This is a genomic window from Chromohalobacter moromii (genome assembly GCF_023091865.1).
Taxonomy (GTDB): Bacteria; Pseudomonadota; Gammaproteobacteria; order Pseudomonadales; family Halomonadaceae; genus Chromohalobacter; species Chromohalobacter moromii.
The window spans coordinates 1171234-1190416 of the sequence record NZ_JAHXDI010000001.1 but is presented as its reverse complement, the minus strand read 5'-3'; the positions used below and the strand labels follow the sequence as shown (position 1 = coordinate 1190416).

The following is a 19183-nucleotide window of genomic DNA, read 5'->3' as shown; positions in this document are numbered from 1 at the left end:
AATACATCGCGGGCCAACGTCAGTCGGCAGACCGCATATGACTTCGACTTACAATTTGGATTCGAGTTCGGGAAGCACTTCGAACAGGTCGCCCACCAGGCCGTAATCGGCGACCTGGAAGATCGGTGCTTCTTCATCTTTGTTGATCGCCACGATGACTTTGGCGTCTTTCATCCCCGCCAGGTGTTGGATGGCGCCACTGATACCCACAGCGATGTACAGCTCCGGCGCAACGATCTTGCCGGTCTGCCCGACCTGCATGTCGTTGGGAACGAAGCCGGCGTCCACGGCCGCTCGCGAAGCGCCAATCGCCGCGCCGAGTTTGTCGGCGATACCGTCGAGCAGTTTGAAGTTCTCACCGTTGCCCATGCCACGACCGCCGGAGACGACCACGCGCGCACTGCCAAGCTCAGGCCGATCACTGCTGGCCAGTTCCTCGCCGATGAAACGCGACAGCGTATTATCCACCTCGGCCGTCACCGCTTCGACCCCGGCGCTGCCCGTGGCCTCGACGGCATCGAAGGCCGTGGTACGCACGGTGAGTACCTTGAGGGCATCGCTCGACTGCACGGTGGCGATCGCGTTGCCCGCGTAGATGGGCCGCAGGAAGGTATCCGGGCTTTCCACGGCCAACACCTCGGAAATCGCCGCCACGTCCTTGAGCGCGGCAACGCGCGGCAAGACGTTCTTGCCCTGCGTGGAGGCGGCCGCCAGCACGTGGCTGTAACCGCTGGCGAGCCCGGCGATGAGCTCGGCCATCGGCTCTGCAAGCTGGTGGGCGTAGACGCCGTCGTCGGCGACCCTTACCTTGCTGACACCGGTCAGTTTGGCGGCCGACTCGGCAACGCCCGCGACGCTCTCGCCCGCCACCAGGATCTCGATGTCTCCGCCGATGGCCTGAGCCGCGGCGACCACGTGGGCGGTGCTTTCCGCCAGTTGGCCGTTATGATGTTCGGCGATAACCAGAATGCTCATGCGATCACCTTGGCTTCGTTCTTGAGTTTGTCGACGAGTTCATCCACGGAGGCCACCTTGGTGCCGCCTTGACGTTCGGCCGGCGATTCCACCTTGAGCACGCTCAGACTGGACGCCACGGCGACGCCCAAATCGTCGGGGCTCTTGACGTCGATGGGCTTCTTCTTGGCCTTCATGATGTCGGGCAGCTTGGCATAGCGTGGCTCGTTGAGGCGCAGGTCGGTCGTAATGACCGCCGGCAGCTTGAGCGCGACGGTCTGCAGACCACCGTCGATTTCACGGGTTACCTGGACGTCGTCGCCCTCGACCTGTACCTCTGAGGCGAACGTACCCTGCCCCATGCCTGCCAAAGCGGCCAGCATCTGGCCGGTCTGGTTGTTGTCGGTGTCGATGGACTGCTTGCCGAGAATGGTAAGGCCTGGCTGTTCGTCGTCGACGACCCGTTTGAGGAGCTTCGCGGCGGTCAGTGACTCGACCTTGTCGTCGGTCTCGACGTGAATCGCGCGATCGGCACCCAACGCCAGGGCAGTACGCAGTTGCTCCTGCGCAGCCTTAGGGCCGATGGTAACGGCGACCACCTCGCTGGCCACGCCCTTTTCCTTGAGGCGCACCGCTTCTTCCACGGCAATCTCGCAGAACGGATTCATGGCCATCTTGACGTTGGTGAGGTCGACGTCGGAGTGATCCGGCTTGACCCGGATCTTGACGTTATAATCGATGACGCGTTTGACCGCGACGAGTACTTTCATGGTGTCCTCGCTTGGTTAGAACCGGCAGGCATGCCCTTAGAATAAATTCATTCAAGCGTTTGATAGGGGGCGTGTCCCGAAAAATGTCGCCCGTTAAACACTCGGCGACCCTACATAATATTGCGTGATCTCGTCCAATCCGGTCAAACCCTGAAGCGCCGTCATGGCCGCGTCGGACGACAAACTCGCTGGAAAATGACATCATGCCGGCCGACCACCTCGAGTGGAATCAAACGATCGTTTAAAATACAATCTTTAGAATACAACCAAGAAAAACGCGACTTGTCCATGCATCGCTGATCGAAAGATGCCGTGCATGCTCGGGCGCGTCGACCGCCCAACGCGAAGATGGAGGAAATCAAGCCGTGGAACGCGAATACATGGATTTCGACGTCGTCATCGTCGGCGCCGGCCCATCCGGGCTCTCGGCGGCATGTCGCCTGATGCAACAGGCCCACGAAGCAGAGCGTGAACTCAGTGTCTGCGTGGTCGAAAAAGGCTCCGAAGTGGGCGCGCATATTCTGTCCGGTGCCGTGCTCGAGACACGCGCCCTTCGCGAACTCTTCCCCGACTGGGAATCGCGTGGCGCGCCATTGAACACCCCCGTGATCAGCGACGACCTCTACCTGCTCAAGGACGCCGAGAGCGCCCAGAAACTACCCAATGCCCTGGTGCCCAAGAGCATGCACAACACTGGCGGCGCACATGACAATTATGTCATCAGCGCCGGCAACCTTTGTCGCTGGCTGGCCGAGCAGGCCGAAGAACTCGGCGTGGAAATTTTCCCCGGCTTCGCCGCCCAGGAAAGCCTGCATGATGACGATGGCGCGGTACGCGGCATCCTCGTCGGCGACATGGGCGTGGCCGCCGATGGCAGCGAAAAACCCGGCCATATGCCGGGCATGGAACTACGCGCCAAATACACGCTGTTCGCCGAGGGCGCACGCGGACATCTCGGCAAGCGTCTGATCGAGCGCTTCGACCTCGACGAAGGCCGCGACCCCCAACATTATGCCCTGGGTTTCAAGGAACTTTGGGACGTGCCCGCCGATCAGCACGAGCCAGGACGCGTCTTGCATGGCTCAGGCTGGCCGCTGCCCAGCGACACTCATGGTGGCTGGTTTCTCTACCATGCCGACAATCAGCAGGTAGTAGTGGGGTTGATCGTCGATCTTTCCTACGACAACCCCTACCTCTCGCCTTTCGATGAATTTCAGCGCATGAAGCACCACCCGGTGCTCAAGCAACATCTCGAAGGTGGCTCCCGCGTTTCCTACGGGGCGCGCGCCATCACCAAGGGAGGCGCCAATAGCCTGCCCAAGATGACCTTCCCCGGCGGCTTGTTGATCGGCTGTGATGCTGGCACGCTCAACTTCGCCAAGATCAAGGGCATCCACATGGCGATGAAGTCCGGCTTGGTGGCGGCCGAGAGCGTGTTCGAGGCCTTCGTGGGCGGCGACGAAGGCGGCGCGGAGCTGACCGCGTTCACCTCGAAATGGCAAAACAGCTGGGCCTGGGCGGAGTTGACCGAAAGCCGAAGCTTCGGGCCGGCGATTCACAAGTACGGCACCGTCAAGGGCGGCGCCTACAACTTCCTGGACCAACTCCTGGGCGGCAAATTACCCACCGTGCACGACACCACCTCCGATCATGCGCGCATGCGCCATGCCAACGAGGTGACGCCCATCGACTATCCCAAGCCGGATGGCAAGCTCTCGTTCGACAAGTCTTCATCGGTGTTCCTCTCCAATACCAACCATGAAGAGGATCAACCTTGTCACTTGCGGCTCACCGATCCTGAGATTCCGGTACGCATCAACTTGCCGGAATATGCCGAGCCCGCGCAGCGCTACTGCCCTGCCGGGGTTTACGAGATCGTCGAGGAAGACGGCGAACCCAAGTTCCAGATCAACTTCCAGAACTGCGTGCACTGCAAGACCTGCGACATCAAGGATCCATCCCAGAACATCACCTGGGTCGCGCCGGAAGGCGGCGGTGGACCCAACTACCCCAACATGTAGTCATGCTCACGATGTCCTCGCCGACTGGCGGGGCATCTCGCACGATCTCAACTCGGCACTGCCTGCTCGGCTACGCATTCCAACGGGGCCCGCGCGGCGATTAACCGCCGGCGCCCCGCCTGCGTGAAGCGCACCTCGATGACTGGATTGGCGGGGTCTCCCTCGAGCACCACGATCTCGCCCTCACCGAAGACGTCATGCCGCACCCACTGCCCTACCGACCATGTCGCAGGTGCCGATTCAGCGGCTGGCTCTGACGCGCGAGTAACGGCTAAATTCAGTCCGCAACGTTCGAGATAACGCCCGACCACCTCCGGGGCGCGCACTGCCAACGCGTCGGGCGATGCCTCGCCGAGCGCGGCGGCGGCGCGGTGGCAGTCGTCCCATGCAGTCTCCTCAAGGAAGCGACTGGGACGATGATCGCCGCCATCGTGCAGGACCAGCAAACGTTCACGCGCGCGCGTGATCGCTACGTAGTAAAGGCGACGCTCCTCTTCCAGGCGCTCGGCGTCCAGAGGCGTCTCACGCGTGTAGTGCGGAAAGTCCTCCTCGTTGACACCCCACAGCGCGACCATCGGCCACTCGAGCCCCTTGGCGCCATGCACCGTGGTCACCAACACGCCATCCTCGCGCGCTTCCACCGGCTGACTCAGTAGCTCGATGAAGCCTTCGGGGTCGTTGGCCAGTTCACCGGCCTGTTCGATCAACACATCGAGCAGACGCACATCGTCCTCGGCCTTGGCGCGTCTCGAGGCGGAGCGCTTGAGGGCTTTATCCGCCTCAGTGGCCTCGACGACATGTTCGAGCAACTTGGCCGGCGGCCAGTTCGACATGCGTGGCAGTTCGCATAACAACTGCCAGCGACGCTTGAGGTTGCGCCGCTGAAGCGGCTTCAACGCATTCAACAAAGGGTCGTGCCGCTCAGGCCATTGCTGGGTCTGGGCCAGTTGGTGCGCCAAGGCGGTCAGCGTCTCGCGAGGCACGAACACCGTCGGCTGCGACAACAGCAAGTTGAGCTGCTCGGGATCCTGCAGACGGCGTCCGTCTCGCGCCAGGGCCAGATACCCCGCCAGCGCCTGCACCAGCGGCAGACGAAACACGAAGCGATCCTCACGCGCGAGCCGGAATGGAATGCCGGCTCGCAACAGCTGTAACTGCACGGAGACCGACAACGCCCAGCTGCGCACCAGTACGCAGGCCTCGCCCAAGGCGCGCCCGTCGCCGTGCCATTGCTGAAGGGCATCGAGCAGCGCACTGCTTCCCACCGCCACGTCGGCGCGGGTCGTCGGCGTGCCGGGTGCGGCCAGGCATAGCTGATCGGGACGCCGGCGGTTGGCGCGAATAGCATGATTGGCCGCCAACGCCAACACATGGCCATGGCGAAAGGTATACGACAGCGGATAATCGTGGGCGGTGCCGAACAAGGTGGTAAAGCGTTCGAACATGGCATCGGGGCGCGCGCCTCGCCACTCATAGATGCACTGATTGGCATCGCCCACCGCCATCACCTGCGCACTCTCACCTGCGAGAATGGCCAGCAAGCGCTGCTGCACCTCGTTGATGTCCTGATACTCGTCGACGATCACATGATCGAGAAAGCCCTGCACGCGCGAGCGCGCCTCGGGGGTCGCTTCCAGGCAGCGCAGCGGCCGATAGAGAAGATCGGCGTAGGTCATCAAGGCATGATCTTCGAGCAATTCCTCGAAGACCGCATACGCTTCGCAGAAGTGCTGGGTATCGTCACCGAAGTCGAGGCGCTCGTGGAGCAGTTCCGGAGCGCACATCTCGGCCTTGACCAGCTCGCAGAACTGCGCCAACGCTTCGAGACGATCCGACTCCAGCGCGGCATGGCGCTGGCCGTCGTCGGCGTGTTCCAGGCTCATCTGCACTGCCTGACGCAACAGCCGCTCGCGCTGCCAATCGGCGGCGATCAACTGACGCGATGACAGATACCCCCAGCGCGTCAGGGTCTGGGTCAAACGATGACCGATGGAATGAAAGGTTCGCACGTCGGGAAGGCGCTGCCCCGCCGCCTCGTGAGCCAGCTTGTGAGTGAAGTCCTCGCGCGCGGCGCGATTGAACATCAGCACCAACATGCGTTGCGGTGGCACGCGGTTGGCCAACAGATGCAAGACGCGTTGCACGAGCGTGGTGGTCTTGCCGGCACCGGCGACCGCCGACACGCGCGCATGCCCCTCGAGATGCGCGACCACGGCACGCTGTTCGGGCGTCGCCTCGCTCACGGTGTCTCCTCGGGCAACCGGCCGAGGGGCTGCCAGGCGCCGTCGCTATATATCCCGAGTTCGCTACCGTTGAACGTCTCATGCATCTCGGCAATATCGATCAGGCGATAGTAGACGTTGCGGTTGAGCCGTGCCGACAATCCGAAACGAATGGCGACCTCGGGAATCGGATCGCCGGCTGGCATGGGGCTGAGCACGAGGTGGTGTTGCGCGCCTAACGTGACGCTATCACCGAGATTGGTGGTCAGCGTCCACACTGCGTCGCGACAATCGGCATCGGCGATCAAAAACGGGCGATCCTCAACCTGGATACGCAGCTTTTCGACCGGCGTGACCAGATAATAATCGCCGTCTTCTTCCCGACGCAGCAGGCGCGACAGTAAGCGTACCAAACGTGCGCGCCCCATCGGCGTACCTTCATGCCACCAGCGGCCATCAGCGGCAATGGTCAACGCCATGTCACCGCAGAAAGGCGGGTTCCAGGTATCGACCGGCGGCAACGCTGCCGTGGGTGATGCGTCGAGATGTGCCGTCAACGACTCTAGTGGCATGCTCGCTCCTCGCTGGACGTTACTGGCCGCTCATCTGTGACAATGCCTCGCGCACATCGTCGGGCGCCTCGGGCAATGCGGCGCGGAACAGCCGATAGAAATTGGCGCTCGTCTGCATCGCGACTTCGTCGACACTGATACCCCGCTCGGCGGCAATGCATTCCGCCACCTCCACGACCCACTGCGGCTCATTGGGCTTGCCACGATGCGGCACCGGCGCCAGATAAGGGCTATCTGTTTCGATCAATAGCCGGTCAAGGGGCACGAGGCGCGCCAGTTCACGAACCGAGGTGGCGTTACGGAAGGTCACGATGCCGGAAAGCGAAACGTAGAAACCCAGTCTCACCGCTTCACGCGCCATGTCGAGATCTTCGGTGAAACAATGCAAGACGCCCCCCACCGCGGGATCGGTATGTTCACGAATCAACGCCAAGGTATCTTCCTTGGCATCACGGGTATGCACGATCACCGGCAGTTCGAGTTCGCGCGCGGCGCGCAGGTGGTCGGCGAAACGCCGACGCTGCACATCGTGAGCCACTTCATCGTAGTGATAGTCCAGCCCGGTCTCGCCAATCGCCACCGCGTCATGACGCTGGGCACAGTCGACGATAGCTTGAACGTCAGGCTCATGCTCGACCCGATGCAACGGGTGCACGCCGGCGGACAGCGACACGTCATCATGGGCGCGAGCGATATCGACCAGGTTAGGCACGCCATCCAGCGTGACGGCAATCGCCAGGAAGTGACGCACGCCCCGTTGACGAGCGGCTTCCAGGGCGCCGTCGAGCTTGCCGTCATGGGCGGTGAGGTCGAGTCGATCGAGATGGCAGTGAGAATCAACGAACATGCGGTACCTAAAGAGTCGAAAAGGCTGTAGCCCAGCCCATGGCATTAGGCACTGTCTGAAAAGTGCCTAAAGGGTATAGCTGGGGCGTGAGGCGGCGACACCTGCGAGCTGGGACTCGATCAGCTCCCTCACACGCTGATCGGCGGCGCTGAAATGCACGCCGATCCCCGGGACGCGGCGCCCGCCGACACCCGGCGGCGACAGCCAGGCGACCGTGCCCGAAACCGGTAGACGCTCAGGATCCTCCGGCAAAGTGATCAGCAGATACACCGCATCGCCAAGCGCATAGCGCTCCTGCGTGGGCACGAAGACGCCGCCACGCTCCAGCCAGGGCATATAAGCTGCCTGTAGGGTCTGTATATCGTGGAACGTAAGGGATAAAGCTTTTTGTGCCACGCGGAGTACTCCTCGGTCAGGATGCACGACTCGCTGCATGCACGATGTTTATGCCTCGCCAGCGTGGCGTTGTCACGAGCGCAACAGCGATGCCCAACGCACCAGCCAGGCTTCCAGCACCAGCTGTGCATTGGGGTTGCCCCCAGCGGCGATCAAACCGCGCTGTTCGCGCGCGTAGTCGAGCAGGCGAAACCAATCGCGAACCCGAGCATTCTTGGCTGCCTGGCGATACAGTGGCAGGAGGTCCGGATTGCGCACGTGCTGTGCTTCGCCGGAGACGCCCAAGCGAATGAGGTCTTCGAGCCAGACGATACCGTACCACAACACGCGGTCCAACGACTGGGGGTCGAGCCGCGCCGCTTCGGCGACTGGCTCCGCGCCACGCACCAACGCATCGAAGAGCTCACGAAGCTCCTGGCGCAAGCCGCGCCCCTCGGCCAGCTCGACGGCAAACTGAGGCAAACCGCCGGCCACGCGCAACCAGAAACGCGCTTGTTCGGGATCCTCGAAACGTTCGTTCAGCCACTCCAAGGCACTGTGTGGCTCGGGGACGCCCAAACTCCAATGCTGACACCGCGAACGAATGGTCGGCAGCATGCGCGAGGGAATATCCGCCAGGAGCACGAACAGGGTCTTCGCGCCCGGCTCTTCGAGACTCTTGAGGAGAGCATTGGAAGCCGCCACATTCATGGCTTCCGCGGGATGCAGGCGAATCACGCGATAGCCGCCTTGTTGCGCGGTCTGCGACACGAAGGCATTGACCTGTCGAATCGGATCGATACGTATCTGGCGACGTTTTTCTGCCGGGGTGATATCGAGCAGATCGGGATGGTATCCCGACGCCAGCATGTGACAGGCATGGCACTCGCCACAAGCGGTGTCACCCGGTGCATGACACAGCGTACGGGCTATCAGGGCATCGGCGAGATCGTGCTTGCCGACCCCATGCGGACCCGAAATCAATAGTGCATGCGCCAAACGACCCGCGTCCTGTTGACGAATCAGGCGCTGCCAAAGGTCACGCTGCCAAGGGAGTGGCGTCACGACCATAACGCGCTTCTCTCTGCCAGGTGATCGGCGATCGATGCCTGTACTGCATCCAGCTCCCGATCGGCATCGATCACAGCGAACCGTGCCGGTGCCTGGGCGGCGCGTGAAAGATAGCTCTCACGCACGGCGGTGAAGAAGTTTTGCCGTTCGCTCTCGAAGCGGTCGCGTGTGGTGCCCCGACGTTCGACACGGTGCTGGGCGGCCTCGACCGGCATATCCAGTAACAGCGTCAGGTCGGGTTGCAAATCGTCTTGCACCAAGGCTTCGAGTGTCGCAATACGCGTCTCGTCCAGCCCACGCCCGCCGCCCTGATAGGCAAAGGTCGCATCGGTAAAACGATCGCAGACGACCCACACACCCCGCGCCAATGCAGGGCGAATCTTGGCCGCCAGATGCTGGGCACGCGCCGCGAACATCAGCAGCAATTCGGCGGTCTCGTCGAGCGGTTCCTGCGGCGTGGGATCGAGCAGTAGCGCACGAATCGCCTCGGCCCGCGGGGTGCCGCCCGGCTCACGCGTACGCAGTACGTCGATACCGCGAGCGCTCAACCAGTCGCACACGAAATCCACGTTGGTGGATTTTCCCACCCCTTCGCCCCCCTCGAGGGTGATGAAACGTCCTGGCGTCATGGCGATGTGCTACCCCGCTCAGCGGTTGAGAATGTAACGACGTACCGCGGCATTGTGCTCGGCCAACGTACTGGAAAATTGATGCGAGCCGTCGCCCTGGGAGACGAAGTACAAGGCATCCCCGGGGGCCGGATCCACGGCGGCTTGCAACGCTCCCTTGCCCGGCATGGCAATCGGCGTCGGCGGTAGTCCGTCGATCACGTAGGTGTTATAGGGCGTCTCGCGACGCAGGTCGGCCCGCGTGATGTTGCCATCGTAGTCGTCTCCCATGCCATAAATCACCGTGGGATCGGTTTGCAGTCGCATGCCGCTTTCGAGGCGTCGCGTGAAGACGCCGGCGATCTGGCGTCGCTCTTCCGGAACGCCTGTCTCGCGTTCGATCAAAGAAGCCAGGATGAGCGCGTCGTAGGCGCTATCGATCGGCAGGTCGTCATGCCGCTGCGCCCAGACATCCGCCAGAATGGTCGCCATGCGTTGGTAAGCGCGACGCAATACCTCAAGGTCCGTCATTCCCTTGTGGTAGCGATACGTATCGGGAAAGAAACGCCCCTCAGGATATTCATCTTCGTGCCCCAAGGCCGCCATGACCTCTTCATCGCTCATCTCTCGAGTACGATGCTCGAGCTTGGCAGCGGCATCCAGTTCGCGGCGCATCTGCGCGAACGTCCACCCTTCAGGAATGGTAAAGCGATAGGACACGACATTGTCGCTGGAAAGTCGCGCCACCATGTCGTTGCCGCTCATTCCCGGGTCGAGTTCGAACTCGCCGGAACGCAATCCGTTGACCTTGTCGGGCGACAATTGCGCCAGGACGCGATACGGCCAGGTGGCATCGATGATGCCGCGCTCTTCGAGTTCGCCGATGACGCGCAAGAATCCCGCCCCACGCGGCACTTCGTAAATCGTCGTTTCATTGAGGGCCAGCGGGGCCGCCAGGCGGGATTGCCAATACTGATAGGCCCCCAACACTGCCACGCCAGCCAATATCGCAACCCCTATGAGAACCTTCACCACTCGCATGTCGATACCTTGTCTCACGCCTCATCGAAGACGTCATGAGGATAGCCCAGCAATGGATGGGCATGCTGTTGCAGATACCGATGCGCGGTATGTACCGGCCATCGATTCAGGCAGGTACCGTCGGCATCGTCCAACTGTTTCAGGGGCCAAACCCCCTGAACCGAATTGATGACCCAGGCTGCGTCGGCCTCCATCAACGCCTCGATCCCCACTCCGCGCGTGCGGATCGACAAGCGCTCGCGTAACGCCGCCAACAGCGTGCCTTCCACGCCACATGCAGCCAGGTCGGGAGTCTCGAGAATGCCGTGCCGCCTCCAGACCAGGTTCATGCTGGTCGCCTCGACGAGACGATCGTGCTGATCGCACAACACCCCTTCGGCAACATCGGGATCGCGCCACTCACGACGCGCCATGACGTTCTCGAGACGGTTGAGATGCTTGATGCCCGCCAATAAAGGCTGGTGACCCAAGCGCAGCCGACATAGGCGAACGCGTACGCCATCGCGCCAATACGTGGACTGCGGCATGAAAGGCATGAATCGCCAACGCAGGCGCGGCACGGGCGATTCAGGAGATGCGTACCCACGACCACCGCTGCCACGGGTCACGAGCAACTTGAGCACGCACAACCCGGCCCCCGCCTGCCCTGGCAAGCTCGCCAAGGTCTGCGTATCCGGCAATGGGATTTCCAATCTCTCGGCACCGCGTGCCAACCGCCGTAGATGCGCGTCCCACAATAAAGGCTGCCCATCACGCACGAGGACGGTCTCAAAGAGACCGTCCCCATAAGCGAAGCCGCGATCGTCGAACGGCACTGCGTCGTCGGTCATGACGCCTAAACGCGACCGAAGATCAGTGACCCATTGGTACCGCCGAAACCGAAGGAGTTCGATAGGCTGTACACCACCGACTTCTCACGCGCCTCGTTGGGCACGTAATCGAGCGTGCATCCCTCGTCGGGGTCTTCGAGGTTGATGGTCGGCGGCACCACGCTATCGCGAATGGCAAGCACGCTGAATATCGCCTCGACAGCGCCGGCGGCTCCCAGCAGATGACCGATCATCGACTTCGTGGAACTAACCGCTACGGACTTGGCCGCTTCGCCCATGACGCGCTCCACGGCCTGGCTCTCAGCGACATCGCCCGCTTGGGTCGAGGTCCCGTGTGCATTGATGTAATCCAACTGACCGGCATCGATAGCGGCGTCCTTGACGGCATTGCGCATCGCCATTTCCGCCCCACTGCCATTGGGTGCGGTCATATGGTAAGCATCGTCGCTCATGCCAAAGCCCAACAGCTCAGCATAGATGGGCGCGCCACGCTGTTTGGCATGCTCGTACTCCTCGAGCACCAGTACCCCGGCGCCATCGGAGAGTACGAAGCCATCTCGTTCTCGATCCCAAGGGCGGCTTGCTGCGGCAGGATCATCATTACGCGTAGACAACGCACGCGCCGACGAGAAACCACCCAGCCCCAACGGCGTGGTGGCCATTTCGGCTCCCCCACAGACCATGGCATCTGCATCGCCATAGGCGATGGTGCGGGCCGCGTAGCCAATATTGTGCGTCCCCGTGGTACAAGCCGTGGTAATGGCGATATTGGGGCCGCGAAAGCCATGCTGGATCGCCAGATTGCCGGAGATCATATTGATGATCGACCCGGGGACGAAAAACGGCGAGATCTTGCGCGGGCCACCGCGATTCAAGGCATTGTGGTTATGCTCGATCATCGGCAACCCCCCGATGCCCGAACCGATCGCCACACCGATGCGATCCGCGTTGTCTTCGTCGCTCTCCAGTCCGGCATCGGCGATGGCCTGACCCGCCGCCGCGATGCCGTACTGAATGAACAGATCCATCTTGCGCGCTTCCTTGGGATTCAGGTAAGGACTGATGTCGAAGTCCTTCACCGAACCGCCAAAACGCGTATTGAATCCCGTAGTATCGAAGTGGTCGATCGGTGCGATGCCGCTCTTGCCCGCCAGGATGTTGTCCCAGCTTTCCTTGACACTGTTACCGACCGGGGTGACCAGGCCCAATCCGGTTACCACGACCCTTTTACGAGGCATCAGCTCTCCTCCAGACTTGCGAGTTGGCACGGCAATGCCGTGTTTGGCGCGCATTATACCCGAAACACCGACGGGATGGAGACCGCACGCATGCACAAACGACGAAGGCCGCCCTGATGACAGAGCGGCCTTCGCGAGTCGATGTCGAACCGGGCAACCCGGTACCGCTCTACTTACTGATGAGCGACGACGTAATCGATCGCTTCCTGAACGGTCGTGATCTTCTCGGCTTCTTCGTCGGGAATCTCGGTGTCGAATTCTTCTTCGAGCGCCATCACCAGCTCGACAGTGTCCAGCGAGTCGGCGCCGAGATCCTCGGTGAAGGAAGACGTGTTCTGGATGTCTTCTTCCTTGACGTTCAGGCGCTCAGCCACAACCTTCTTCACGCGCTCTTCGATGGTGCTCATTCTCTTGTTACTCCTAGTGGTACGAATCCGCTAGCTCTGGAAAGCTGCGGCTAGTTTATAGACCGCTCCCAGACGACGCAACAGCGCCTTGGAGAGCGTCAACGCATATTCATGCCGCCGTTGACCTGCAGCGTTTCACCGGTAATGTAGCCGGCATTGTCGCTGGTGAGAAAGCCCACGGCAGCGGCAATTTCCTCGGGAGCGCCCAGACGCGACAGCGGAATCTGTCCCAATAACGCTTCGTGCTGGGCCTCGGGTAGTGCCTGCGTCATGTCGGTAGCGATGAAACCCGGCGCAACACTATTGACGGTAATGCCACGCGAGGCGACCTCACGCGCCAGAGAGCGCGAGAACCCTTCCATGCCGGCTTTGGCCGCCGCATAGTTGGTCTGCCCCAGGTTGCCCATGCTGGCGACTACCGAACTGATACTGACGATACGCCCGAAGCGTGCCTTGGTCATGCCGCGCACGCACGCCTTGGTGACGCGATAAAGCGACTTGAGATTGGTATCGAGCACCGCATCCCACTCGTCTTCTTTCATGCGCATCAATAAATTGTCACGCGTAATGCCAGCATTGTTGACCAGTATGGTCGGTGTACCGAACTCGTCGCCAATCGATTTGATCAGGCTCTCGACGCTGGCCTGGTCGGTGACGTCGAGCACACGACCAGCACCTTCCACATCATGCGCCTTTAGATCGGCATCGATCTTATCGGCGCCGGCTTGGCTGGTTGCAGTGCCGATCACCACACGTCCTTGACGGCCCAGCTCACGGGCTATCGCCTGCCCAATGCCGCGACTTGCACCAGTAACTAGGGCTATCCTGCGTTCGCTTGTCATCGAGTTTCCCGCATTCATGGCTAAGACTACCCCTCTTCGCTACGCGCCAATTCCAGCGCACTCTCAAGCGATTCGGGGTCGTTGACGGCAAGCCCTTTGGCTTGGCGTTGAATTCGCTTATTGAGCCCGGTCAAAACCTTGCCCGGCCCACACTCGACAAAGACCCGTGCGCCACGTTCATACATGGCGTTGACGCAATCCGTCCAACGTACCGGCCGATAAAGCTGCTCGACGAGACGCTGGCTGAGCGTTTGAACGTCCTCATGCGCGAGCGCATCGACATTCTGGACCACCGTATAGCGTGGCGTTCTAAGGTCGAGCCGGTCGATTTCCGCCGCGAGGCGCTCGGCAGCCGGCTGCATCAAGTTGCAATGCGAGGGCACCGATACCGGTAGCGGCAAGGCCCGCTTGGCCCCGGCTTCCTGACACAAAACAATGGCCCGTTCAACGGCGGTTTTATTGCCCGCAATCACGACCTGCCCCGGGGCATTATAGTTGACCGCCGCGACCACTTCACCTTGCGCCGCTTCACGACACGCCGTCTCGACCGTCGCGTCATCGAGACCCAGCACCGCAGCCATCGCACCACGGCCTTCCGGTACTGCTGCCTGCATCGCCTCACCGCGCAGACGCACTAGACGCACGCCTTCCGCGAAGCTGATGACGCCGGCACATACCATGGCGCTGTATTCACCCAGGCTATGGCCCGCCATCACCAGAGGTCGCGGCCCCTCGAGCTCTTGCCAAACGCGCCAGATCGCGACACTAGAGGTCAGCAGTGCAGGTTGCGTGCAAGCGGTGGCGTTCAAGGCACTCTCAGGGCCTTCTTGTACGACTTTCCAGAGGTCGTAACCTAACGCACCGGACGCCTCGTCGAACGTGGTCCGCACGACGCTATAACGCTCGGCCAGCTCCCTCAGCATGCCGACCTGCTGGGAGCCCTGCCCTGGAAAGACAAGGGCGAGGGATTGTGTCATGACAGTCACCTTTGAGGATTGGAGTCGTCGGGTTGAGCATCGTTCGCTAACCCACTATCCGCTCGGCCGATATCGGAGTCGACCGAGAGGATAGAAGGCTCAGGACGCACCGCATCCCCCAACTCCCTTGCCAGATGCGAAGGCAAATCCATGTCGACCTCGCGCACCGCGCGTGAAATGGCATAGGCAAAACCTTTGGCATCTGCCCCGCCGTGACTCTTGACGACAATACCCGACAGCCCCAGCAGACTCGCGCCATTATAGCGTACCGGGTCGAGTCGCCGCTTGAGACGCAGTAACGCAGGCCTGGCCATGGCACGCACCACGCGCGTGGTAAAATGCGCTTCGAACGTCTCCTGAAGACGCGCTAGCAACATCGTTGCCAAGCCCTCGCTGGCCTTTAAGACCGCATTGCCTACGAAACCGTCACACACCACGACATCCGCCGCCCCTGAAAAGACACCATCGCCTTCGAGGTAACCGATATACTCGAAACCATAACCATCTCGATGGCACGCCACGCCTTGACGCAGACACTCGTCTGCCTCGCGTACGCTAGGCACGCCTTTGCTGGCTTCGACACCGATATTCAAGAGCGCCACACGCGGCGTCACCGTATCGTCGATCACTCGCGCCATGATCGCGCCCATGCGCGCAAAATCGACCAGATGACGAGCCTGAACACCGACGTTGGCCCCCAGGTCGAGCAGATAACAACGCCCGCCACCCTGGGTCGGTACCGCCGTACTGATGGCAGGCCGTGCAATGCCCTTGACCGTGCCCAACTCACGCCTCGCCAACGCCATCAGTGCCCCGGTATTTCCGGCGCTGACACAGGCGTCCGCCTGACCGTCGCGAACGCTCGCGATGGCACCGAGCATGCTTGTCCCGCTGGCCTCACGCACGGCATTCGCTACCCGCATGGCCTGCGAAATGACACGCGGCGCGTGCTGCAGGACGAGACGGGAACGATGGCCGGAAAGGCGTTTGGGAAGAGACTCTAGCTCGGCTTCCAAGACGTCGCGAGGGCCGTGCATCTGAATCTCGAGATTCGAGTGCATGGCGAGCGCCTGGAGAGAGCCGGTGACGGTGGCGCGGGGACCCAGGTCCCCGCCCATCGCATCGATAGCGATTCGCACGGTCACGTGCGCGTCGACGACGTCTTAAACGTCGAAGACCTTGCGGCCACGATAGAAGCCATCGGACGCCACATGGTGACGACGATGCGTGGTGCCGGTTTCCTTGTCCTGAGACAGGGTCGGGGCGCTCAACGCATCGTGGCTACGACGCATGCCACGCTTGGAACGGCTCTTGCGTACTTTTTGAACTGCCATGGGTTACACTCCAGAGTGTCGACGATGATTCAAAGTTTGCCTTTCAAGTTGCGCAGCATCTCGAAAGGGCTTGTAGAACGCTGCTCCGACACCTCGGCATCAGCGCCGCTTTCCAGCTGATCGCGCGAAACGGCGCAATCCGCTTCGTCATGATAAATCACCTGAGGCAGGCTAAGGATGAGCTCATCCTCAACCACCGGCAGAAGATTCAGCTGCTCGTTTTCCACCAATACCGGCTCATAGTCGCTCGGCAAATCACCCGCCAGACTATCATCGGTGACCAGTCCCAGCAGGAAGTGACTCTCCAGCGTCACCGGCATGGGCTCCAGGCAACGTCTGCAAGGCATCTGCACATGCGCCAGAAGCTGGCCGTCCATGAGACGCCGCCCTTGGGTATCGATATCGAAACTCAGGCGTACCTCGCAGTCGCCCTGCTGCGCGCCGATCTCTTCGCCAAGGCGCGACATCGCATCGAGTGCCGCCAGGCCTTCGAGACGTTCGCGATTGGCAGCGAGCTTATAAGGCTCGACCTGCTTAGGAAGTCGTGTGGTCAACATAGGCGCGCAATAATAGGGACTCACCCCGACGCTGTCAAAACAAGCACACTGTACAGAACCGACGGAGCGCGGCAGACTGCGAATTGACGCGCCATCCCGCCATCGTTTTTCCAGGAGACGCCATGACTCGCCTTGTCCTCGCTTCCGGCTCCCGTTGGCGCCGCCAGCTCCTCGACCGTCTCGAACTGCCTTATGCGTGGGCCGCGCCGGACATCGACGAAACTCCGCACCCCCGCGAATCGCCCCAGGCCCTGGTGCATCGCCTCGCCCTAGGCAAGGCCACGGCGCTCGCCGGCGAGTACCCCGAGCACTTGATCATCGGCTCGGACCAGATCTGCCTGTTCGACGGCGAGATACTCGGCAAGCCCGGCGACATGGCCACCGCCCGCGCTAACCTGCGCCGTTTTTCAGGCCGGCACGTTCGCTTTCTAACCGGCATCGCACTCATCGATACTGCCCACGCGCGCCATTGGGTCGATCATGAACGTTACGACGTGGTATTTCGCGAACTCAGCGATACCCAGATCGAGCGTTACGTCGAAAAAGAGCGCCCATTGGACAGCGCCGGCAGTTTTCGCATGGAAGGGCTGGGCATCACACTCTTCGAACGCCTCGAGGGGCGAGACCCCAACACCCTGATCGGCCTGCCGCTGATACGTCTGTGTGAAATGCTGCGCGAGGCCGGTCTCGACCCGCTAGGGTGACACCGGCCAAGCGTCGTCATTGCACCTGATAGCGCACGGGCGACGCGTTGCTAGAGATCCCAGCCCACTCGGCCGCGACACGCCCCAGTTGGCGTGACAAACGACTCAAGGGGTCGAGCGCCGGCGTATAATCGTGCAGCCGTACATCATCGAAGCGTTCCCGAGATAATCCATCGAGACTCTCCAAGCCGTCGATCAGCCCCAAGTCGAGCGCTTGCTCCCCGGTCCAGACCAGGCCGGAAAAGAGCCTAGGATCGTCGGCCAAACGTGCGCCGCGCCCGTCCTTGACGTCTTCGATGAATTGACGGTGAGTGGTGTCCAACACGTCTTGCCAGAAATCTCGCTGCTCATCGCGCATCGGGGAGAAGGGATCGAGAAATGCCTTGTTGTCGCCGGCGGTAAAGACCCGGCGCTCGATTCCCAGCTTATCGATGGCCTCCTGCATCCCGAAGCCGGAATAAATGACGCCGATGGAGCCCACCAGGCTCGCCGGGGCGGCATAGATATCGTCCGCCGCCGACGCTATGTAATAGGCACCGCTAGCGCCGATATCCTCGATCACTGCCACGACCGGCTTGTCGCCTTTTTTCGTCAAACGGCGCACTTCATCATATACGCGCTGTGATTGCACTGGGCTGCCACCGGGGCTATTGATATGCAGCACCACCGCCCGTGACGACGGCGCTTTCCATGCGGCACGCAGCCCTTCGATGATGCGCTCGGCACTGGCCTCCCCATCGGCATCGATGACACCGTCGACCTCGACGACGCCCAGATGGGGTGCACCGACACCACCGGCCATGTCGCGATCGGTGAAGAATAACGCATACGCTGTCATCGCTAGCGACGACGCAATCAGCAGCACGACCACTAGACGAAAGAATAGCTTCCAGCGCCGTGAACGCCGCTGCTCGACGAGCACGCCGTCGATCCAGCGGTCGAGCATGCGCTGTTCGCGCAGGCGCCGCAGCTCACGCAAGCGCTCGGGGTCGCTTATCGCCTCTTCGTCAGACTCGTCGGCCTGGTTGCGTTCGCGCGACGCGCGCCCGACCGCGGGGCCCTGCGTCCAAGCGTCCTCGCGTTTATCGTCACTCATGAGATTTCGCTCCGACGCCCGATGCACTGTCCTGCATCGGGTACATCATCGTGGTGATCCACATACAACCAATCCATCAGCGCCGTGAACGTATCGGCCATCAACACAGGTTCGCTACGCGCCAGGCGCTCGCGGGCATGAACGCCATAGGTCACCGCCACGCGGTCCATACCCAATGCCCGTGCCATTTCCATGTCGTATTCGGTATCCCCGACCATCAACGCCTCCTCCGGCGCCAAGTCCGTCTCGGCCAGCAATTCCTCCAGCATGCGAGGGTGCGGCTTGGACAACGTTTCATCGGCCGTACGGCTAGCGTGGAACCATTCACCACTGCCTGTGCTCGTGAAAATGCGATCCAGACCACGGCGGCTTTTGCCGGTCGCCACTGCCAATCGCAGGTTCGACTCGCCGCGTAGGCGTGTCATTCCGGATGCCACCCCATCAAAGAAGCGCATCGGCTCCCGCTCGGCAGCAACGAAGTGTGCCGCGTAGCGCTCGCGCAAACGCTCACGCTGCTCCGCAGCCATCCCCGGGCACAGCTTGGCAATGGCCTCCGGCAACCCCAGCCCAATAATGTCACGTACCGCCTCATCCGACAGCGGCGCCCAGCCAATATCCTCCGCGGCTGCTTGCATGCAGGCGACGATCCGCGCTGCGGAATCCATCAAGGTGCCATCCCAGTCGAAGATCACTAAACGATAGCGCAAACCACTTTCC

Annotated in this window: 21 protein-coding genes; 2 read left to right on the top strand and 19 right to left on the bottom strand. The window is 61.6% G+C overall.

Features of this window, described 5'->3' with window-relative positions; translation table 11 throughout:
• Nucleotides 1-48 precede the first annotated feature (48 nt).
• Together KZO83_RS05315 and KZO83_RS05310 are read right to left on the bottom strand one after the other, a co-directional pair.
• Nucleotides 49-975 carry an electron transfer flavoprotein subunit alpha/FixB family protein gene (locus KZO83_RS05315; protein ID WP_247620000.1) on the bottom strand — a complete coding sequence of 309 codons (927 nt, stop codon included), beginning with the start codon at nt 973-975 and terminating at the stop codon, nt 49-51.
• Complete coding sequence (locus tag KZO83_RS05310; protein WP_247619999.1) at nt 972-1724, bottom strand: electron transfer flavoprotein subunit beta/FixA family protein; 753 nt, start codon at nt 1722-1724, stop codon at nt 972-974. Before KZO83_RS05310 ends, KZO83_RS05315 begins: the two co-directional genes overlap by 4 nt.
• A gap of 380 nt (nt 1725-2104) precedes the next feature.
• Between KZO83_RS05310 and KZO83_RS05305 the strand changes: the two genes are divergently transcribed.
• Nucleotides 2105-3745, top strand: coding sequence for an electron transfer flavoprotein-ubiquinone oxidoreductase (locus tag KZO83_RS05305; protein ID WP_247620187.1), 1641 nt, complete (start codon nt 2105-2107; stop codon nt 3743-3745).
• Between the two features lie 47 nt (nt 3746-3792).
• Here KZO83_RS05305 and KZO83_RS05300 read toward each other — a convergent pair whose 3' ends face one another.
• The 15 genes from KZO83_RS05300 to KZO83_RS05230 all read right to left on the bottom strand — a co-directional run bounded on the left by KZO83_RS05300 (nt 3793) and on the right by KZO83_RS05230 (nt 16666).
• Nucleotides 3793-5988 (bottom strand): ATP-dependent helicase, encoded by a 2196-nt coding sequence (locus tag KZO83_RS05300; protein ID WP_247619998.1) that lies wholly within the window; start codon nt 5986-5988, stop codon nt 3793-3795.
• Entirely contained in the window at nt 5985-6539 is a 555-nt protein-coding gene (locus KZO83_RS05295) for a DUF1285 domain-containing protein (protein ID WP_247619997.1), read from the bottom strand. The genes KZO83_RS05300 and KZO83_RS05295 overlap by 4 nt, the downstream gene beginning before the upstream one ends.
• A 19-nt stretch (nt 6540-6558) precedes the next feature.
• On the bottom strand, nt 6559-7386 hold the full coding sequence (locus KZO83_RS05290; protein WP_247619996.1) for a TatD family hydrolase: 828 nt from the start codon (nt 7384-7386) through the stop codon (nt 6559-6561).
• A gap of 66 nt (nt 7387-7452) precedes the next feature.
• Nucleotides 7453-7782, bottom strand: coding sequence for a PilZ domain-containing protein (locus KZO83_RS05285; protein ID WP_418904296.1), 330 nt, complete (start codon nt 7780-7782; stop codon nt 7453-7455).
• A gap of 72 nt (nt 7783-7854) precedes the next feature.
• Complete coding sequence (locus KZO83_RS05280) at nt 7855-8832, bottom strand: DNA polymerase III subunit delta' (protein ID WP_075367910.1); 978 nt, start codon at nt 8830-8832, stop codon at nt 7855-7857.
• On the bottom strand, nt 8823-9461 hold the full coding sequence (gene tmk, locus KZO83_RS05275) for a dTMP kinase (protein ID WP_247619994.1): 639 nt from the start codon (nt 9459-9461) through the stop codon (nt 8823-8825). The genes KZO83_RS05280 and tmk overlap by 10 nt, the downstream gene beginning before the upstream one ends.
• Before the next feature lie 18 nt (nt 9462-9479).
• Nucleotides 9480-10481, bottom strand: a complete 1002-nt coding sequence (gene mltG, locus KZO83_RS05270) for an endolytic transglycosylase MltG (protein ID WP_247619993.1) — start codon at nt 10479-10481, stop codon at nt 9480-9482.
• A gap of 14 nt (nt 10482-10495) precedes the next feature.
• Entirely contained in the window at nt 10496-11311 is an 816-nt protein-coding gene (pabC, locus tag KZO83_RS05265; protein ID WP_247619992.1) for an aminodeoxychorismate lyase, read from the bottom strand.
• Nucleotides 11312-11316: 5 nt separating this feature from the next.
• Complete coding sequence (gene fabF, locus KZO83_RS05260; protein ID WP_178998194.1) at nt 11317-12549, bottom strand: beta-ketoacyl-ACP synthase II; 1233 nt, start codon at nt 12547-12549, stop codon at nt 11317-11319.
• A 173-nt stretch (nt 12550-12722) separates the two neighbouring features.
• Nucleotides 12723-12956, bottom strand: coding sequence for an acyl carrier protein (acpP, locus tag KZO83_RS05255; RefSeq protein WP_011506901.1), 234 nt, complete (start codon nt 12954-12956; stop codon nt 12723-12725).
• Nucleotides 12957-13054: 98 nt separating this feature from the next.
• A complete protein-coding gene (gene fabG, locus KZO83_RS05250) occupies nt 13055-13798 on the bottom strand; it encodes a 3-oxoacyl-ACP reductase FabG (protein WP_178998193.1) in 744 nt (247 codons plus the stop codon).
• A gap of 26 nt (nt 13799-13824) precedes the next feature.
• The gene (gene fabD / locus KZO83_RS05245) at nt 13825-14775 is read right to left on the bottom strand and encodes an ACP S-malonyltransferase (RefSeq protein WP_178998192.1); all 951 of its coding nucleotides are present in this window, start codon (nt 14773-14775) and stop codon (nt 13825-13827) included.
• 5 nt (nt 14776-14780) lie between these two features.
• Nucleotides 14781-15914, bottom strand: a complete 1134-nt coding sequence (plsX, locus tag KZO83_RS05240; RefSeq protein WP_247620186.1) for a phosphate acyltransferase PlsX — start codon at nt 15912-15914, stop codon at nt 14781-14783.
• A gap of 24 nt (nt 15915-15938) precedes the next feature.
• Nucleotides 15939-16109: a 50S ribosomal protein L32 gene (gene rpmF, locus KZO83_RS05235; protein WP_040243667.1), complete on the bottom strand. Its 171-nt coding sequence runs from the start codon at nt 16107-16109 to the stop codon at nt 15939-15941.
• 29 nt (nt 16110-16138) lie between these two features.
• On the bottom strand, nt 16139-16666 hold the full coding sequence (locus tag KZO83_RS05230; RefSeq protein WP_040243669.1) for a YceD family protein: 528 nt from the start codon (nt 16664-16666) through the stop codon (nt 16139-16141).
• Between the two features lie 122 nt (nt 16667-16788).
• Between KZO83_RS05230 and KZO83_RS05225 the strand changes: the two genes are divergently transcribed.
• Nucleotides 16789-17370 (top strand): Maf family protein, encoded by a 582-nt coding sequence (locus KZO83_RS05225; protein ID WP_040243670.1) that lies wholly within the window; start codon nt 16789-16791, stop codon nt 17368-17370.
• A 16-nt stretch (nt 17371-17386) separates the two neighbouring features.
• On the opposite strand, the gene sppA is transcribed toward KZO83_RS05225, so the two are convergent.
• The gene (gene sppA / locus KZO83_RS05220; RefSeq protein WP_178998191.1) at nt 17387-18466 is read right to left on the bottom strand and encodes a signal peptide peptidase SppA; all 1080 of its coding nucleotides are present in this window, start codon (nt 18464-18466) and stop codon (nt 17387-17389) included.
• Complete coding sequence (locus tag KZO83_RS05215; RefSeq protein WP_247619991.1) at nt 18463-19173, bottom strand: HAD family hydrolase; 711 nt, start codon at nt 19171-19173, stop codon at nt 18463-18465. The genes sppA and KZO83_RS05215 overlap by 4 nt, the downstream gene beginning before the upstream one ends.
• Between the last annotated feature and the right edge of the window lie 10 nt (nt 19174-19183).

Coding starts and splice junctions, on each gene's coding strand:
- KZO83_RS05315 (WP_247620000.1), bottom strand. CDS start 975: ATGAGCATTCTGGTTATCGCCGAACATCATAACGGCCAACTGGCGGAA.
- KZO83_RS05310 (WP_247619999.1), bottom strand. CDS start 1,724: ATGAAAGTACTCGTCGCGGTCAAACGCGTCATCGATTATAACGTCAAG.
- KZO83_RS05305 (WP_247620187.1), top strand. CDS start 2,105: ATGGATTTCGACGTCGTCATCGTCGGCGCCGGCCCATCCGGGCTCTCG.
- KZO83_RS05295 (WP_247619997.1), bottom strand. CDS start 6,539: ATGCCACTAGAGTCGTTGACGGCACATCTCGACGCATCACCCACGGCA.
- KZO83_RS05290 (WP_247619996.1), bottom strand. CDS start 7,386: ATGTTCGTTGATTCTCACTGCCATCTCGATCGACTCGACCTCACCGCC.
- KZO83_RS05280 (WP_075367910.1), bottom strand. CDS start 8,832: ATGGTCGTGACGCCACTCCCTTGGCAGCGTGACCTTTGGCAGCGCCTG.
- tmk (WP_247619994.1), bottom strand. CDS start 9,461: ATGACGCCAGGACGTTTCATCACCCTCGAGGGGGGCGAAGGGGTGGGA.
- mltG (WP_247619993.1), bottom strand. CDS start 10,481: ATGCGAGTGGTGAAGGTTCTCATAGGGGTTGCGATATTGGCTGGCGTG.
- pabC (WP_247619992.1), bottom strand. CDS start 11,311: ATGACCGACGACGCAGTGCCGTTCGACGATCGCGGCTTCGCTTATGGG.
- fabF (WP_178998194.1), bottom strand. CDS start 12,549: ATGCCTCGTAAAAGGGTCGTGGTAACCGGATTGGGCCTGGTCACCCCG.
- acpP (WP_011506901.1), bottom strand. CDS start 12,956: ATGAGCACCATCGAAGAGCGCGTGAAGAAGGTTGTGGCTGAGCGCCTG.
- fabG (WP_178998193.1), bottom strand. CDS start 13,798: ATGACAAGCGAACGCAGGATAGCCCTAGTTACTGGTGCAAGTCGCGGC.
- fabD (WP_178998192.1), bottom strand. CDS start 14,775: ATGACACAATCCCTCGCCCTTGTCTTTCCAGGGCAGGGCTCCCAGCAG.
- rpmF (WP_040243667.1), bottom strand. CDS start 16,109: ATGGCAGTTCAAAAAGTACGCAAGAGCCGTTCCAAGCGTGGCATGCGT.
- KZO83_RS05230 (WP_040243669.1), bottom strand. CDS start 16,666: ATGTTGACCACACGACTTCCTAAGCAGGTCGAGCCTTATAAGCTCGCT.
- KZO83_RS05225 (WP_040243670.1), top strand. CDS start 16,789: ATGACTCGCCTTGTCCTCGCTTCCGGCTCCCGTTGGCGCCGCCAGCTC.
- sppA (WP_178998191.1), bottom strand. CDS start 18,466: ATGAGTGACGATAAACGCGAGGACGCTTGGACGCAGGGCCCCGCGGTC.